At 66.2% G+C, this 16,843-nt stretch carries 17 protein-coding genes and 1 tRNA gene; all 18 read right to left on the reverse strand.

Annotated features, from left to right (window positions below; translation table 11 throughout):
* Positions 1 to 9: 9 nt before the first annotated feature.
* Complete coding sequence (locus F4036_04420) at positions 10 to 1,374, reverse strand: SLC13/DASS family transporter (GenBank protein ID MYK36988.1); 1,365 nt, start codon at positions 1,372 to 1,374, stop codon at positions 10 to 12.
* Positions 1,375 to 1,381: 7 nt separating this feature from the next.
* On the reverse strand, positions 1,382 to 2,800 hold the full coding sequence (locus tag F4036_04425; GenBank protein ID MYK36989.1) for an NADH-quinone oxidoreductase subunit N: 1,419 nt from the start codon (positions 2,798 to 2,800) through the stop codon (positions 1,382 to 1,384).
* A complete protein-coding gene (locus tag F4036_04430) occupies positions 2,794 to 4,305 on the reverse strand; it encodes an NADH-quinone oxidoreductase subunit M (GenBank protein ID MYK36990.1) in 1,512 nt (503 codons plus the stop codon). The genes F4036_04425 and F4036_04430 overlap by 7 nt, the downstream gene beginning before the upstream one ends.
* Positions 4,305 to 6,245 carry an NADH-quinone oxidoreductase subunit L gene (nuoL, locus tag F4036_04435; protein ID MYK36991.1) on the reverse strand — a complete coding sequence of 647 codons (1,941 nt, stop codon included), beginning with the start codon at positions 6,243 to 6,245 and terminating at the stop codon, positions 4,305 to 4,307. Before nuoL ends, F4036_04430 begins: the two co-directional genes overlap by 1 nt.
* Positions 6,242 to 6,547 carry an NADH-quinone oxidoreductase subunit NuoK gene (gene nuoK, locus F4036_04440; GenBank protein MYK36992.1) on the reverse strand — a complete coding sequence of 102 codons (306 nt, stop codon included), beginning with the start codon at positions 6,545 to 6,547 and terminating at the stop codon, positions 6,242 to 6,244. Before nuoK ends, nuoL begins: the two co-directional genes overlap by 4 nt.
* The gene (locus tag F4036_04445; protein ID MYK36993.1) at positions 6,544 to 7,164 is read right to left on the reverse strand and encodes an NADH-quinone oxidoreductase subunit J; all 621 of its coding nucleotides are present in this window, start codon (positions 7,162 to 7,164) and stop codon (positions 6,544 to 6,546) included. The genes nuoK and F4036_04445 overlap by 4 nt, the downstream gene beginning before the upstream one ends.
* Before the next feature lie 11 nt (positions 7,165 to 7,175).
* Complete coding sequence (gene nuoI, locus F4036_04450; protein MYK36994.1) at positions 7,176 to 7,709, reverse strand: NADH-quinone oxidoreductase subunit NuoI; 534 nt, start codon at positions 7,707 to 7,709, stop codon at positions 7,176 to 7,178.
* Entirely contained in the window at positions 7,706 to 8,770 is a 1,065-nt protein-coding gene (gene nuoH / locus F4036_04455; protein ID MYK36995.1) for an NADH-quinone oxidoreductase subunit NuoH, read from the reverse strand. Before nuoH ends, nuoI begins: the two co-directional genes overlap by 4 nt.
* 9 nt (positions 8,771 to 8,779) lie before the next feature.
* On the reverse strand, positions 8,780 to 10,951 hold the full coding sequence (gene nuoG / locus F4036_04460; GenBank protein MYK36996.1) for an NADH-quinone oxidoreductase subunit NuoG: 2,172 nt from the start codon (positions 10,949 to 10,951) through the stop codon (positions 8,780 to 8,782).
* On the reverse strand, positions 10,839 to 12,113 hold the full coding sequence (nuoF, locus tag F4036_04465; protein ID MYK36997.1) for an NADH-quinone oxidoreductase subunit NuoF: 1,275 nt from the start codon (positions 12,111 to 12,113) through the stop codon (positions 10,839 to 10,841). Before nuoF ends, nuoG begins: the two co-directional genes overlap by 113 nt.
* A 26-nt stretch (positions 12,114 to 12,139) precedes the next feature.
* Entirely contained in the window at positions 12,140 to 12,631 is a 492-nt protein-coding gene (locus tag F4036_04470; protein MYK36998.1) for an NAD(P)H-dependent oxidoreductase subunit E, read from the reverse strand.
* 16 nt (positions 12,632 to 12,647) lie between these two features.
* Complete coding sequence (locus F4036_04475) at positions 12,648 to 13,907, reverse strand: NADH-quinone oxidoreductase subunit D (protein MYK36999.1); 1,260 nt, start codon at positions 13,905 to 13,907, stop codon at positions 12,648 to 12,650.
* The gene (locus F4036_04480) at positions 13,900 to 14,643 is read right to left on the reverse strand and encodes an NADH-quinone oxidoreductase subunit C (GenBank protein ID MYK37000.1); all 744 of its coding nucleotides are present in this window, start codon (positions 14,641 to 14,643) and stop codon (positions 13,900 to 13,902) included. Before F4036_04480 ends, F4036_04475 begins: the two co-directional genes overlap by 8 nt.
* Before the next feature lie 12 nt (positions 14,644 to 14,655).
* Positions 14,656 to 15,189 (reverse strand): NADH-quinone oxidoreductase subunit B, encoded by a 534-nt coding sequence (locus tag F4036_04485; protein MYK37001.1) that lies wholly within the window; start codon positions 15,187 to 15,189, stop codon positions 14,656 to 14,658.
* Entirely contained in the window at positions 15,180 to 15,536 is a 357-nt protein-coding gene (locus tag F4036_04490; GenBank protein MYK37002.1) for an NADH-quinone oxidoreductase subunit A, read from the reverse strand. The genes F4036_04485 and F4036_04490 overlap by 10 nt, the downstream gene beginning before the upstream one ends.
* Positions 15,537 to 15,560: 24 nt before the next feature.
* Positions 15,561 to 15,642 (reverse strand) — tRNA-Leu (locus F4036_04495).
* An 18-nt stretch (positions 15,643 to 15,660) separates the two neighbouring features.
* A complete protein-coding gene (gene secG / locus F4036_04500) occupies positions 15,661 to 16,032 on the reverse strand; it encodes a preprotein translocase subunit SecG (protein ID MYK37003.1) in 372 nt (123 codons plus the stop codon).
* 12 nt (positions 16,033 to 16,044) lie between these two features.
* Positions 16,045 to 16,824 (reverse strand): triose-phosphate isomerase, encoded by a 780-nt coding sequence (locus F4036_04505; GenBank protein ID MYK37004.1) that lies wholly within the window; start codon positions 16,822 to 16,824, stop codon positions 16,045 to 16,047.
* Positions 16,825 to 16,843: the final 19 nt, after the last annotated feature.

A 16,843-nucleotide genomic window follows, 5' to 3' on the forward strand; every position in this document is an offset into this window, starting at 1 on the left:
AATGTCTTATCAGCTGAGCAGCCAGTAGGTGATCGTTGAGATCACGAGCGCGCCCAGGAAGTTGAGCACCAGGCCTTCGCGGGCCATCTGCGGCACGGTCAATCGCCCCGAGCTGAAGATCACGGCGTTGGGTCCGGTGGCGACCGGCAGCATGAAGGCGAAACTGGCGCTGATCGCCGCGGGCACCATGATCAGGCGCGGTTCCATGCCGGCGGCGACGGCCGCGGCGGCCAGTATCGGCATCAGCAGCGAAGTCGTGGCCGTGTTGCTGGTGATTTCGGTCAGGAAGGTGACCGCCAGGCAGATGAGCAGGATCAACAGCAAGGGTGTCCAGTCCGCCTGAGCGGCAAGCGCCGAGCCCAGGGTGGCGCTCAGGCCCGTGCTGGCGAAGGCGCCGGCAAGGCAGATGCCGCCGGCGAACAGCAGCAAGACGCCCCAGGGAATGCCGGCGGCCGTCTTCCAGTCCAGCAATCGCCCGCCGGCGCCGTTCGGAATGACGAACATCGCGACTACCGCAAGCAGCGCCACGCTGCCGTCATGGGCCTGGTCCAGGCCCAACAGTCCCGACCAGCCGCCGAAAGGTTCGCGACGGGTCACCCACAGCAACGCGGTAATCGCAAATACCACGAGAGTCCGCACTTCCTCGGTGCGCCACGTTCCTACCGCGGGCAGTTGCACGGGCGCACGCAGCTTGAGCCCGCGGGTCAGCCAGAATCCGGCAATCGGCAGCATGACAATAACCACCGGCAAGGCCCAGCTCATCCACTGCGTGAACCCCAGCTGATTCCCCGTGCTCTCCTCGTATACGCGCATGAAGATCAGGTTCGGCGGCGTGCCCACCGGCGTGCCGGTTCCGCCGATGCTGGCCGCATAGCACATTCCGAGCAAAAGCGGCAGGGCCAGCCTCTTGTCGTCGCAGCCCTGGATGACGGCCAGCGCGATCGGCAGCAGCATCAGGGCCGTGGCCGTGTTGGAAATCCACATGCTCAGAACCGCGGCCGCGGCCATGAAACCGAACACGAGCCGCCGTCCGTCGCTGGCGCCGAACAGGTTGATCATCCCCAGCGCGATCCTGCGGTGCGCGCCGCTCTTTTCCATGGCCGTGGACAGCATGAATCCGCCCATCAGCAGCATGATCAGCGGATCGCCCACCGCGCGCGCCGCCTGCGATGGCGGAATCGCGCCTACCAGGGGCAGCAGCCCTATGGGCATCAGCGCGGTGACCGGAATCGGCACCGCCTCGGTGATCCACCAGGCCGCGCACAGCGTGGTCACAGCCACGGTCCAGGCCACGGCCGGCCCGGAATCCCGCATCAGCAGCCCCGCCGCCAGGGCCGCCAGGGGCCCCGCGAACAGCATGATTTTCTTCAGCATGCGGCGCTTACCCCGGACCGAATGCGGCCCGGCACAATTCCAGCAGCGGATTGGGCCAGACACCGATCACGACCAGCGCCAGCCCATTGGCGCCCAGCATCAAGCTGGCGCCCCAACCGGGCTTCAATTGTTCCCGCTCCTGCTCGAGCGGGGCCTCCATGAACATCAGCCGGATGATCCGCAGGTAGTAGTAGGCCCCGACCACGGCGAATATGACCGCGACGACCGCAAGGGCCGTGAAACCCTGGTCCACCAGCACCATCAGCACCTGCCACTTGGCCAGAAAGCCCGCCAGCGGCGGTATCCCGATCATGCTCAGCATGATGAGCAGCATGATGAACGCCATCCCCGGGTGGCGGCGGTACAGTCCCCGCAGGCTGTCCAGCGGAGCGGCCTGTTTCTCCAGCGCGATGACCACGCCGAAGGCGCCGGCCGCCATGAGCACGTAAACCAGGGTGTAGAACAGTGCGGCGCTCAAGCCTTCGCCGCCGCCCGCGACCACGCCGAGGAGCAGGAATCCGACATGCGCGATCGCGGCCCATGCCAGCAGCCGCGCGGCCTGGGTCTGGGCCATGGCCACGATGGTGCCGAGGGACAGAGACGCGAGCGCCATCACGATCAGCAGCAGGTTCCACTGCTCCTGCGAAGCGGAAATCCCGTCAACCAGCAGCCGCACGATCAGGGCGAACGAGGCGAGCTTCGGGACCGTGGCAAGCAGCACGGCCACCCCCAGCGGCGGCCCGTCATAGGCGTCGGCCACCCACTGGTGGAAGGGCACGGCGCCGAGCTTGAACGCCACTCCGGTCAACACCAAAGCCGCGGCGACATACGCCCCCACGCTGTCGGGCGCCAGGGTCGCCGTTTCGCTCAGGAGCAGCGAACCCGACAGTCCGTAAAGCAGCGACATGCCATACAGCATCGCGCCGGAGCCGATCGCTCCCAGCACGAAGTACTTCATCGCCGCCTCGGCCGCGCGCGCGGAATCGCGCTGCAGCGCCACCAGCGTGTACAAGGCCAGCGCCAGCAGTTCCAGGCCGAGATACAGGGTCAGCAGGCTGCCGGCGGACGCGGTCACGAAAACGCCCAGCAGCGCAAACAGGCCCAGGAGGTAATACTCGCCGCGCAGCGCCCCGGCTTCGCGCAGATCGCGCGGCGCATACACGAATGCCACGACGCTCAACAGCACGCCGGCAAACTTCAACAGGCGCGCCAGCCTGTCCATCACGAAGGCGCCGCCGAACATTGCGCCGTCCGCCGCCGCGAAGCAGGTCCACCCCACAAGGACCAGTCCTGCCAGGCAGACCGCCTGAATGACGACCGGGCGTTTCCTGCCCACCGCCAGGTCCACCAGCAGCAGGACCGGAATCAGCAGCGCAAGCGCCAGTTCCGGGTACAGCGGCGCCCAGAAGGCCAGGTCGATCACCATCCCGCCACCTTCCCGGCCAGGACGTGCCGGGCCAGCCCGTCCAGCGAGGGCTCCATCATTTCCACCAGGGGATCCGGATACAGGCCAAGGACAATCACCGCAAGGCCGATGCCGCCCAGCGCGATCAGTTCCCGTGCATCCAGGTCCTCAAGGCCCGCCACCCGGTCGTTCGCCACTTCGCCGAACACGACCCGCTTGAGCATGTACAGGCTGTATGCCGCGCCCAGCACCAGGATCGTGCCCGCGCCCAGCGCGACCAGCGGTTCGGCGCGGAACGACGCCAGGATGACGAGGAATTCACCGACAAAGCCGGAAGTGCCGGGCAGTCCCGCGTTGGCCAGCGCGAAAAGCACCAGCAGGACGGCGAAAATCGGCATGGTATTGGCTACGCCGCCGAAATCGTCGATGCGGCGCGTATGGACGCGGTCGTAGAGCACCCCGACGCACATGAAAAGGGCCGCTGAAATGAAGCCGTGGGAAATCATCTGCACCATGCCCCCGCCCATGCCGAGCGCCAGGAGCTCATCCTTGCCGGCGCCCGCGTAGGCCAGCGGTATGAACAAGCCCAGGGTCACGAACCCCATGTGGGCCACCGACGAATAGGCGATCAGCTTCTTGAGATCGCGCTGGGCCAGCGCCACGACGGCGATATAGACGATCGCGACCAGCGACAGGCCCACGATCAGCGGCGCGAACTGGTAGGCGGCATCGGGCGTGACCGGCAGGCTGAACCGCAGCATGCCGAATCCGCCCATCTTCAGCAGGATCGCCGCCAGAATGACCGAACCGCCGGTGGGCGCTTCCACGTGCGCATCGGGCAGCCAGGTATGCACCGGCCACATCGGCACCTTCACCGCAAACGCGGCCAGAAAACCGAAGAACAGGAGCTGCTGCTCGGCCGGCGTTAGAGGCACTGCGTGCAGATCGGGTATCGCGTAGCTGCCTGCCTTCAGATACAGATAGACCAGCGCGACCAGCATGAACACCGAGCCCAGGAAGGTGAAGAGAAAGAACTTGACCGTCGCGTAGATCCGCCGCTCGCCGCCCCAGATGCCGATGATCAGGAACATCGGGGCGAGCATGAACTCCCAGAACACGTAGAACAGCAGGCTGTCCAGCGCACAGAAAACACCCAGCATCAGCCCCTGCTGAATCAGCAATGCCCCGTAATACAGCCCCGTGCGCCGGTCTATCGCCCGCCAGCCGGCCACGATCGCCGCCGGCGTGAGCAGCAACGTCAGCAGAATCAGCGCCAGCGCGATTCCGTCGATGCCGAGGTAGTACTGCACGTCGAAACGCTCGATCCAGTCGTGGCGCTCGACGAACTGGAAGCCGCCGCCGGGATCGAAGTTGCGCCACAGGATCGCGCCCGGTATCCATTCGAGCAGCGCCACGACCAGGCACGACCAGCGCGCCACCGCGGCATTGCGGGCAAGGCCCATGATCAGCAGGCCCGCGGCCACCGGCAGCCAGACGATCACGCTCAACAGGCCTGAGTCGGGCATCAGTCCAGCACCAGGACGACCCAGGCGATCAGCAGGCAGATGGCCGTCACCATCACGAAGGCGTAGTGATAAAGGAGTCCGGTCTGCAGGCGCCGCATGACGCCCGATCCCCAGCGAACCGTCCGCGCCAGCCCGTTGACCAGCAGTCCGTCGATAAAGCGCGCGTCGGCCTGGTCGGCGGCGCCCCTGGCCAGCCCCTTTGTGCCGGGTATAACGGCCCGCTCAAGCAGCGGATCGAAGCCATAACCCAGTTCCAGCAGACGCTTCGGAACGCGCAGCACCGGTCCGGCACGGCTACGCCAGCGAGGTTTCCATTCGTACAGCGCCCAGGCCGAAAGTCCGCCCAGTACCGCCAGCAGGAAGACCGGCGAGTACAGGCCGTGGACGAAGAAGTCGAGCGTGCCCGCGCCCAGGTCCGGGGCGCCGGAACCGCTTTCCGCGAGGTTGACCAGAGACCCGGCGAAATACCCGCCCAGGACCACCGGTTGAAACGTGAACCAGCCGATCAAAAGCGACGGAACCGCCAGGAACACCAGCGGCCCCAGCATCCACCGGCCGCGCGGCTCCCGTTCCGTCATGTGGCTAGCGGCTTCGGTCTCGCGGCCGTGAAACACCACCAGCAGGAATCGGGCGCTGTAAAACGCGGTGACCGCCACCCCGGCCAGCAGGCACCAGCCGGCGTATGCGCCCACCGGACCGGAGGACTGGGTCACGGTCGATATCAGCGCATCCTTGGAAAAGAAACCGGCGGTTCCCGGTATGCCGGCCAGCGCCAGCGTCCCGATCAGGGCGGTTGCGTAGGTGATCGGCATCCGACGATAGAGGCCGCCCATGCGCCGGATGTCCTGCTCGTGATGCAGGGCGACGATGACCGCGCCCGCGGCCAGGAACAGCAGCGCCTTGAAGAAAGCGTGGGTGAACAGGTGGTAGATGGCCACCGAATAGGCCGAAACGCCGATACCGGCCATCATGTAGCCGAGCTGAGACAGCGTGGACCAGGCGACGATGCGCTTGATGTCCTGTTGCACGATCGCCACCAGGCCCGTGGCCAGGGCGGTGGTCGCGCCTACCGCCAGCACCACGGAAAGCGCGAGCGGGCTGAATTCGAACAGGGGCGACATGCGGGCCACCATGAACACGCCCGCCGTGACCATGGTCGCGGCGTGGATCAGAGCCGATATGGGGGTGGGGCCTTCCATCGAGTCCGGCAGCCAGATGTGCAGCGGCATCTGCGCCGATTTGCCCATCGCGCCCACGAACAGAAGCACACAGCCCAGGTCCAGCGCCGGCAGGCTCACTCCGGGCCAGACGGTGATTTGCTGTTGGGCCAGGCCGGGGGCGCCGGAAAAAACCACGGCGTAGTCCAGCGAGCCCGCGGCCCCGCCGATCAGGGCGATGCCCAGCAGCAGTCCCAGGTCGCCGATGCGGTTCACCAAAAAGGCCTTCAGGCTGGCGAAATTCGCCGACGGCCGCTTGAACCAGAAGCCGATCAACAGGTACGAGGCCAGCCCGACGGCTTCCCAGCCCACGAACAGCTGCATGAAGTTGTCGGCCATCACCAGCAGCAGCATGGCCGAGGTAAAGAAGGCGATCAGCGCGAAGAAGCGCGCGTAGCCGGGATCGTCCCGCATGTAGCCGACCGTGTACACATGCACCGCCAGCGAGACCCAGGTGACGACGCAGGCCATCAGGGCGGTCAGGCGGTCGATCAGCAGGCCGAAGCTCAGTTCGAACCCGCCGATGCTGAGCCAGTCGAGCAGCTTTACCGTAACCGGTTCGCCGCCGAGCTGCTCCAGCAGCGCAAGGATCGACAGGACGGCGGACAGCCCCACGGCGAGGATGGGCAGGCCGTGAACCACGTTGCGCGGCAGGACCCTGGCGCCCAGCGCCACCAGCGCCGCCGCGCACAGCGGCGCAAACAGGATGGCTTCGTACATCATCCCTTGAGCAGGCTGAACTCTTCCACGTTTACGCTGAGCCGGTTGCGGAACAGCACCACGAGGATCGCCAGGCCTATCGCCGCCTCCGCCGCAGCCACGGTCAGGATGAAGAACACGAACACCTGCCCGGCCAGGTCGCCGAGGAAGTACGCAAACGCGATGAAATTGAAATTGACCGCGAGCAGCAACAGTTCCACGCACATCAGGAGCAGGATCACGCTGCGGCGGTTGATGAAAATGCCGCACACGGCGATCGCGAACAGGATCGTGCTCAGGGTCAGCAGGTGGGCAATCCCGATCATTCGTCCCGCTCGGCTTTCATTTTCACCAGCCGGACCCGGCTTTCCGGCCGGACGGCGACCTGTTCGGACACCTGCTGCACGCGCAGGCCCTTGCGGCGGCGCAGCGTGAGCGTAATCGCGCCGATGATGGCCAGCAGGAGGATATAGCCGGCTATCTCGAAGGCATACAGGTGCTCGGTATACAGCAGCGTGCCCAGCGCCTGCGTATTGCCCTCCTCGAAAACCAGCGTATCGGCGGGCGCCGCGGCTTCCAGTCCGGAGCGCCGCAACCACCAGACCGAGGAAAGCTGCGCGGCCAGCAGCAGACCGACCAGCACGCCCAGGGGAGCATAGCGCGTGAGCCCTTCACGCATGCGCTCGACGTTGATGTCCAGCATCATCACGACGAACAGCAGCAGCACCATGACCGCGCCGACGTAAACCAGCACCAGGGCCACGGCCAGGAACTCGGCGCGCAGCAGCAGCCAGATGGCGGCCGAGATGACGAAGCACAGCACCAGAAGCAGCACCGAATGAACCGGATTGCGCGCCGTGATCACGCCCACGGCGGCCGCGATCAGCATGCCCGACCAGCCGTAGAAGAGTATGAGCGGGAAAATTTCCGGAATCTGCTGCATGGAGATGCGGTTCAGCGGTAGGAAGCGTCGGCGCTGCGATCGGCGGCAATCTGTTCCTCGTATCGATCGCCGATCTCGAGCAGCCGTTCCCGGGTCAGGATGTTCTCGCCCCTGTTCTCCATGTGGTACTCGTGAATCCGGGTCTCCACGATCGCGTCCACCGGACAGGCTTCCTCGCAGAACCCGCAGTACACGCACTTGAACAGGTCGATGTCGTAGCGGCTCGCCCGGCGGGTGCCGTCCTCGCGCACTTCGGACTCGATGGTGATCGCCAGCGCCGGACAGACTGCCTCGCACAGCTTGCAGGCGATGCAGCGCTCCTCGCCGTTGGCGTAGCGGCGCAAGGCGTGCAGCCCCCGAAATCGCGGCGACTGCGGGGCCTTCTCTTCCGGATACCTGAGCGTGACCTTGCGCCTGAAGAAGTTGGTGAGGGTTACGCGCAGTCCCCGCAACAGCTCCCAGAGAGCGAAAGTGCGGAAAACCGCCCGGACGCGATCGCCGGGGCCGGGCTTGCCGGCCGCGGGCCTTTTTTCGGAATCACTCATTTGAACGGCCCCACATCAAGCACGGACAGCACGGCCTCCACGCCGATCCACACCAGCGTCACCGGAATGAACACTTTCCAGCCCAGACGCATGATCTGGTCGTAGCGGTAGCGGGGAAAGGTCGCGCGCAACCACAGGAAGACGAACAGGAACAGAAACGTCTTGGCGGCCAGCCAGAACAGGCCGGGGGCCGCGAGTATGCCCACCACCGGCCATTGCCTGTCGATCAGGCCCGCGAACGGCGAGTCCCAGCCGCCGAGGAACAGCACCGCGGTGAGCGTGGCGATCAGAATCATGTTGGCGTATTCCGCGAGGAAGAACATGGCGAAGGTGGCGCCGCCGTATTCCACGTGGAATCCGGCCACGATCTCCGACTCGCCCTCGGCCACGTCGAACGGCGCCCGGTTGGTCTCGGCTATGCCGGAGATGAAATACACGAGGAACAGGGGCAGGAGGGGAAGAATGAACCAGTTGCCCACTCCCCCTGCCTGTTTCTCGACAATCACGCCCAGGTTCAGGCTGCCGGCGGCCATCAGCACGCCCACCAGTGCGAACCCCATGGCGATTTCGTAGGCGACCATCTGCGCCGCCGAGCGCATCGCGCCCAGCAGCGCGTACTTGGAGTTGCTTGCCCAGCCGGCCAGGATGATTCCGTAGATGCCCAGCGAGGTCATGGCCAGCAGGTAGAGCAGGCCGGCGTTCAGGTCCGCCACGGCGAAGCCGGGGAACAGGGGAACCACGGCCCAGGCCGCGAGCGCCGGGACCAGCGCCAGCACCGGAGCAGTGAGGAACAGCCAGCGGTTGGCGCGGCCGGGAATCACGATTTCCTTCACCAGCAGCTTCAGCACGTCGGCGAACGGTTGCAGGAGTCCGCGGAAGCCCACCCGGTTCGGGCCCTGCCGAAGTTGCATGAAGCCGATCACCTTGCGTTCCAGGTAGGTGGCGTAGGCCACGCAGAGAATCACCACTATCGTGACCGCGAGAATCGCCACCAGGTCGATCAGCGCACCGGCCGCCTCGGGGGGCAGGAAATCCAGCCAGTTGGCGAGCAGTTCGGACATCGGTCGGCTTCAGGCGGCCCTTTGCACCGCCGCCGCCTGCTGCAGGGGCTCGGACCGCCGCACCATTCCGTCGACTGAATACATGGGCAGTTCCAGGGCCGCGAAATCCTCATCGTCGACAGACCGTGAGTCGATCGCGACACCGTGGGAAGACGACGCCGGGGAGGCGGCGGGGCTTTCGATACGCCGCCTGATTTCCGCCAGGACCTGGTCCGTGTCGGCATATCCGAAGCCGTCCAGACCCAAGCGGTCCGCCAGCGCCCTCAGCACTTTCCAGGCCGGCCGGGCCAGGCCCGGAGGCGGTGCGGCGGCTTCAAAACTCTGCCAGTCCATCTGCCCGTTCACCAGGGTCCCCGACGTCTCCAGGCTGGTCGCCGTGGGCAGCAATACATCCGCGTGGCGGAGCAGCCAGGGCGAAACCCAGGGATTCAGCGCAAGCAGGAATCCCGCCCCGCGAATCGCCTCGTGGGCGCCCGCAGCGCAATCAAGTTCAGGCTCAACGCCCATCAGGACCATTCCCGGAAGGGACGTGCGGCTCATCCGGCCCGCATCGAGGCCGGCGGCACCCCGTCCATTGGCCTGGGCGGGAAGAACGCCGGCCAGGTGCAAACCGGCAGCGTTGCCGCCCTGCGTCACGTGTCCGAGCGCGGCGCCGCCGGCCGCCCCGACGGCCGCTTCCAGCAATTCGGCGTAGGCCGGATGGCGAAGCGCGAGTCCGCCCAGCCACAACGCACGACGCTCGCCCTCAAGCGCGCGATCGGCCAACGGACCCAGAGCCCGGGCCCAATCCCGGGGCGCCTCCACGCTGCCGCCGCTGATCGGGTGCAGGTATTCGCGCTCGGCCAGGTCCAGGTAGCTGACCCGGGCGCCGGCCATGGCCGCCTTGCGAACCCGATGGGCGAGGATCGGCGCTTCGCTTCGCAGGTCGCAGCCCACAAGCAGCAGGGAATCCAGCGACTCCACGTCGGCGAACCGGGTTCCCAGCCACGGCGCCTCGCCGGCGGGCGCATCGCTTCGAAAATCGCGCTGCCTGAGCCTGTGATCGACGTTGGCCGACCCCAGTGCGCTCATCAGTATCCCGAGAAGGTGGCCTTCCTCGGCCGTCGCAGACGGAGAAACCAGCGCCCCAAGACCTTCGCCGCCCTGCTCGTCCGCCGCGCGCATCAGGCCCGCGGTGGCCGCGGCCAGCGCTTCCTCCCAGCCGGCCTCGATCAGCCGCCCATCGCGGCGCACCAGCGGCTTGCGAAGCCGGTCTTCCACGTACAGGCCCTCGCAACTGAAGCGGTCCCGGTCCGAAATCCAGGTCTCGTTCACCGCCTCGTTCTCGCGCGGCACGATGCGCCGCACGCGCCCGCGCAGGACATGCGCGCAAAGCGCCGAGCCCACGCAGTCGTGCGGCGCCACCGTCGCATGGGCGCTCATTTCCCAGGCGCGGGCGGTAAAGCGGTACGGCTTGTTGTTCAGGGCCCCGACCGGACACACGTCGATGACGTTGCCGGACAGTTCGTGCTTCAGGGACCGCTCGACGTGGGTGGTGATCTCCATGTGCTCGCTGCGGCCGGTCGCACCGAGCTCCTGCACGCCGGCAACCTCCTCGCCGAAACGTATGCAGCGCGTGCAATGGATGCAGCGGGTCATGTCGGTGGACACCAGCGGCCCCAGATCCGGATCGGGCACTGCCCGCTTTCCTTCCGAAAAGCGCGAGATATCGCGGCCGAATCCCATTGCCAGGTCCTGAAGCTCGCATTCGCCTCCCTGGTCGCAAACCGGACAATCGAGCGGATGGTTGATCAGCAGGAACTCCATCGTTGCCCGTTGGGCCGCTATCGCCCGGCCGGACCGGGTCTCGACCTCCAGGCCGTCGGTGACCGGCAGGGCGCAGGCGGGCATGGGCTTGGGTGCGCCCGCCACGTCCACCAGGCACATGCGGCAATTGGCCGCGACGCTCAGCTTGGGGTGATAGCAGAAGCGGGGCACGTAAATGCCGGCCCGGTCGGTTACCGCGATCAGCATCTCGCCGGCCGCGGCCTCGAGCTCCCGGCCGTTTACAGTAAGGCGAACACTCTGGTCAGGCATAGGCCGCCTCCCGCTGACGGGCGTTGGCACGGGAACTCCGGATCTTCGCCTCGAATTCACCGCGGAAGTGCTTGAGGAAACTCTGTACGGGCCACGCCGCCGCATCTCCCAGGGCGCAGATCGTGTGGCCCTCGATGTTGTTGGCGACGCTCAGCAGCAGGTCCAGGTCCGACACCTTGGCCCGGCCTTCAAGCATGCGCGTCAGCATCCGGTAGAGCCAGCCGGTGCCTTCGCGGCAGGGCGTGCACTGGCCGCAGGACTCGGCGTAGTAGAAGCGTGCGATGCGCCTGAGCACGCTCACCATGCAGGTTCGATCGTCCATTACGATCATCGCCCCGGTCCCCAGCGCCGAACCCGCCTCGCTGAGCGAGTCGTAATCCATCGTGCATTCCCTGATGATTGCCGCCGGCAGCACCGGGACCGAAGACCCGCCGGGTATCACCGCCTTTAGCCTGCGGCCCTTCCATACCCCGCCGGCATGGTCCAGCAGTTCGTTGAAGGAAACGCCAAGCGGCGCCTCGTAGTTGCCGGGCCGCTCCACGTGGCCGGAAACCGAATAGATCATGGTGCCGGCCGAATTGGGCGGGCCCAGCGACTTGAACCAATCCGCGCCATTTTCCATGATGGCCGGCACGCAGGCCAGGGTCTGGGTATTGTTGACCGTGGTGGGACGGCCGTATAAGCCGCTCTGCGCGGGGAACGGCGGCTTGAAGCGGGGCTTGCCGGGTTTGCCTTCGAGTGACTCCAGAAGGCCCGTCTCCTCGCCGCAGATATACGCGCCCGCGCCCACGAAGGGATGCAGCTCGAAGTCGATCCCCGCGGCGCCCAGGCCACGGCCGATCAGCCCCGCCGCCCGGGCTTCGTCCAGCGCGTCGAGAAACCGCGGCACCGGCTCGCCCAGGAACTCGCCGCGAATGTAGTTGTAGCTCACCGTGGCGCCCATCGCATAAGCGGCCAGGGCCATGCCCTCGATCAGCACGTGCGGGTTGTAGCGCAGGATGTCCCGGTCGTGGCAGGTTCCGGGCTCGCTCTCGTCGGAGTTGCAGACCAGGTAGGTGGGCTGCTCGCAGTCTCCGGGCATGAAGCTCCATTTCAGCCCGGTGGGAAAGCCGGCCCCGCCACGGCCGCGCAGCCCGGATGCCTTGACCGTTTCCAGGATCTGTCCCGCGTCGAGTTCGCCGGCCAGCACTTTCCGCCAGGCCCGATAGCCGCCGCGGCCCTCGTAGGACTTGAGCCGCCAGGGCCGTTCCGCATCGGGCGGCGGCATGCATACGTGAACCAGGTCCATGCCCGTCAGCTCAGCCTCTCGACAATGCGGTCGGCCTCGTCGGGCGTCACGTTCTCGTGGTAGCAATGGCCCACCATCATCATCGGCGCACCCGTGCAGGCCGCCAGGCACTCTTCCTCTTCCTTGAGATAAATCCGGCCGTCGACGGTGCTCTCGCCTGCGGAAATCCCCAGCCGGTTCTCCAAGTGCCTGAGCAACTCCCGGCCGCCGCGAAGCCAGCAGGAAATATTGGTGCACACCGATACGCAATGCCGCCCGACCGGGCGCACCTCGAACATCGAGTAGAAAGTTGCGACCTCATAGACCTGGATCGGCGGCAGCGCCAGCTCGCCGGCCACCGCGTCCATCAGTTCCACCGACAACCAGCCGCCGTTCCCGTCCTGGGCGACGCGAAGCGCGTCCAGGACCGCGGAGCGCCTGCGCCCGCTCGGGAACCGGGCCGCCGACTCCCGGATGGCGGCGCGCGCCGCGTCGGGAAGCAGGGAGTTGTCGCTCATCGCCGCTCCTGCCGTGCTAGCGGTCAATCTCGCCGAACACCACGTCCATGGTGCCGATGGTCGCCACGACGTCGGCCAGCATGTGCCCCCGCACCATCTCGTCCATGGCCGCCATGTGGGCGAAACCCGGCGCCCGTATCTTGACCCGGAACGGTTTGTTGGCGCCGTCGGACACCAGGTAGACGCCGAACTCGCCCTTGGGGTGTTCCACGGCGGCGTAGGCCTCGCCTTCCGGCACGCAATAGCCCTCGGTGAAGAGCTTGAAGTGATGGATCAGCGATTCCATCTTCTCCTTCATCTCTTCGCGCTTCGGCGGCGCCAGCTTGTAGTCGTCCACCATGACCGGGCCCGGGTTCGCGCGCAGCCAGTCCACGCATTGCCGGATAATCCGGTTGGACTGCCGCAACTCCTCGACCCGCACCAGATAGCGGTCGTAGCAATCGCCGTTGACTCCCACCGGAATGTCGAAGTCCACGTCCGCGTACGCCGCGTACGGCTGCTTCTTGCGCAGGTCCCACTCCACGCCCGAGCCGCGCAGCATGGGTCCGGTAAAGCCCAGGTTCAGGGCCCTTTCGGGGGAAACCACGGAGATGCCCACCGTGCGCTGCTTCCAGATCCGGTTCTCGGTCAGCAGCGTTTCGTATTCGTCCACATGGCCGGGAAAGCGCCGGGTGAAATGTTCGATGAAATCGAGCAGCGAGCCGTCCCGCCCCTCGTCCATGGCCTTGTCGCGGGCGGAAACCCTTTTCGCATCCGGTTGCGCCAGGTGCCTGGGCATCCGTTCCGGCAGGTCGCGGTATACGCCGCCCGGCCGATAGTAGGTTGCGTGCATGCGCGTGCCCGATACCGCCTCGTAGCAGTCCATCAGGTTCTCGCGCTCGCGGAAACAGTAGAGGAAGATGGTCATGGCGCCCACGTCGAGGCCATGGCAGCCCAGCCACAGGAGGTGATTCAGTATCCGGGTGATCTCGTCGAACATCACGCGGATGTAGAGGGCCCGGGGCGGCGGTTCGATCCCCAGCAGCTTCTCGATCGCCAGCACATAGCCATGCTCGTTGGCCATCATCGACACGTAGTCAAGACGGTCCATGTAACCGATGCTCTGGTTGTAGGGCTTGGACTCCGCCAGTTTCTCGGTGGCGCGGTGAAGCAGCCCGATGTGCGGGTCGGCGCGCATCACGACCTCGCCGTCCATCTCCAGAACCAGCCGCAGCACGCCGTGCGCGGCCGGGTGCTGGGGGCCGAAGTTCATCGTGTAGCTCTGAAATTCAGCCATCGCCCGCCTGCCCGCCGTCGTCGCCGGGCTCGACCCTGAGCGCCGGCCGGTACCGGTTGTCGTCCCGGATCACACGCGGAACCAGCGTTCGCGGCTCTATGCTGACCGGCTCGTACACGACGCGGCGCTTGTCCTCGTCGTAGCGGACTTCCACTTTCCCGCTCAACGGAAAATCCTTGCGGAAGGGATGTCCGATAAAGCCGTAATCGGTCAGGATACGCCGCAGGTCCCCATGGCCCTCAAACACGATGCCGAACAGGTCGAAGGCCTCGCGCTCGAACCAGTCGGCCGCCTGCCAGACGCCCGTCACCGAAGGCAGCACGGGCGGGTTCTCTCCCACGGCGAAGGCCCGCAGCCTTACGCGAAGGTTATGGCGCAGCGACAGCAGGTGATAGACGGCGGCGAACCGCGCCGGCTGCTCTTGTGCCCGGCGTTCGCTTTCGGACGCCGAGCGGGTCGTGCTGGCGCCCGGCTCGACCGCCCGGCTGAAGCCGGATTCAGTCGCCGCCTCGGTCCTCCACTGCGCCTGGCCGTAGCCCAGGTAATCGACGCCGCAGACGTCGATCAGAGTCGTGAAGGAAAAATCCTCTTCGTCGCGCAATGCAGCGGCGGTCGCCGGCAGGTCGGAAGCGTCGAGGTCGTAGCTCAATTCGCCGCAGGAGGATTCGCGCCGGTGCAGCACGCCGTCGAAGCGCGCATGCAAGGCTTCGGCCATGGACTCAAGACGAGAAGCCATGAAGCGCCTCGTTCAGGCTGTGGGCTGCGGACGCGCCAGCGCCTTGCTGTGGCGAATCTTGTTGCGCAACTGCAGGATGCCGTAAAACAGCGCCTCGGCCGTCGGAGGACAGCCGGGAACATAGACGTCCACCGGCACGATGCGGTCGCAACCGCGCACCACCGAATAGGCGTAGTGGTAATAGCCGCCGCCGTTGGCGCAGGAACCCATCGAGATCACCCAGCGCGGCTCCGGCATCTGGTCGTAGACGCGGCGCAGGGCAGGCGCCATCTTGTTGCACAGGGTTCCGGCCACGATCATCACGTCCGATTGCCGGGGACTGGGCCGGAACATCACGCCGAAGCGGTCGAGATCGTAACGCGCGGCGCCCGCATGCATCATCTCGACGGCGCAGCAGGCCAGCCCGAAAGTCATCGGCCACATGGACCCGGTACGCGCCCAGTTCAGCAGCTTGTCCAGCGAAGTCACGACGAAGCCCTGCTCGCGGGCCTCGGTAAGCGTATCGGCCATCCCGTCAATCCGTGGGCCGGCGGCTTCTAGTCCCATTCCAGAGCCCCCTTGCGCCACTCGTACACGAAGCCCACGACGAGCACCAGAAGGAATATGCCCATCGCGATCAGACCCTGGTAGCCGATGGCGTCCAGCGCCACCGCCCAGGGAAACAGGAAGGCGATCTCAAGATCGAAGATGATGAACAGTATCGCGACCAGGTAGTAGCGCACGTCGAAGCGCATGCGCGAGTCCTCGAACGCGTCGAATCCGCATTCGTACGGCTCCAGCTTGCGCTCGTCCCGCTGACCGCGGCCGAGCAGCAGGCCCAGGCCGAGCAGCGCCAGCGCTATGCCAAATGCCACGCAAAGGTAAATCAGCACCGGAAGGTAATCACCCGGCATGACTACGCCGCACTTCGCTGGATATGCCGATGGCCGGACTCGAACCGGCACGGCTTGCGCCACTGCCCCCTCAAGACAGCGTGTCTACCAATTCCACCACATCGGCACGGAAAGAAAAGCTGGATCATTCCTGCGGGACGTCGGGTTGCTCCGCGGGCTGAAGCGAGGGCAGCTGCGGCAGGTCTTCGTCTTCCTCCTCGGGGACGGCCTCCTCCTGGGCCGGCGCCGCCTGCTCGATGGTATCGAGAAGGCTTTCCTCGGGCCGGGGCTTGCCGACCCCGGTGAGGATGAGGCTGGTGGCGAAGAACAGCGTGGCGAGCACCGCCGTGACGCGCGAAAGGAAATTCGCCGACCCGCGCGCGCCGAACACCGTGCCGGATGCGCCCGAACCGAAAGCGGCGCCCGTTTCCGCGCCCTTTCCGCGCTGAAGCAGCACAAAGACAATAATCAGGGCAGCGACGAGAACATGCGCTGCCAGGAACAATTGCTGTAACAGAACCCTACTCCGCTATACCGCCGAAATGATCCGCAAAAACTCCTTCGCATCCAGGGAAGCGCCGCCCACCAGGCCGCCGTCAATGTCCGGCTGGGCAAAAAGCGCGGCCGCGTTGGCGCCGTTCACGCTGCCCCCGTACAGAATGCGAAGGCCCGCGCCAATTTTAGCATCGGTGCGGGCGATTTCGCCGCGCAGCAGAGCATGTACCTGCTGCGCCTGCCCCGGCGTTGCGGTGTGGCCGGTACCGATGGCCCAGACGGGTTCATAGGCCAGGACCGCGCGCTCGAACACATCGGCGCCGCACAGTTCCAACACCGCACCGAGTTGCCGCAGCACGACCTCTCCGGTGCGTTCCGCCCGGCGTTCGGGAAGCGTTTCTCCAACGCAAAGCACCGGAACCAGCCCGTGATCCGCCGCCCGCTGAAATTTCTTCGCCACCAACTCGTCGCTTTCGCGCAAGCCGGCGCGTCTTTCCGAGTGACCGACCAGAACGTGGCTGCAGCCGCAGTCGGTGAGCATGTCCGCGGACACTTCGCCGGTGTGCGCGCCTTGTTCATGGATAGAGAGGTCCTGCGCTCCCAGTCGAACGGCGAGGGTTCCGGCCGACTCCGCGTTTTCCAGAATCCGGCGCACGGCGTCCAGGTGCGGGAACGACGGAAACACGATCACCTCCGGAAGGCCGCGGCCAGGTTCATGCGCCGTTGCGGCCAGCGCCCCGGCCAGTTCGCTTGCCGAGACCAGGCTGCCGTGCATCTTCCAGTTGCCGGCCACGATCCGGCGCCGATCGGTCATGCGGCGTCGCCTCAGCGCA

Source organism: Gammaproteobacteria bacterium, from assembly GCA_009845905.1.
Taxonomy (GTDB): Bacteria; Pseudomonadota; Gammaproteobacteria; order Steroidobacterales; family Foliamicaceae; genus Foliamicus.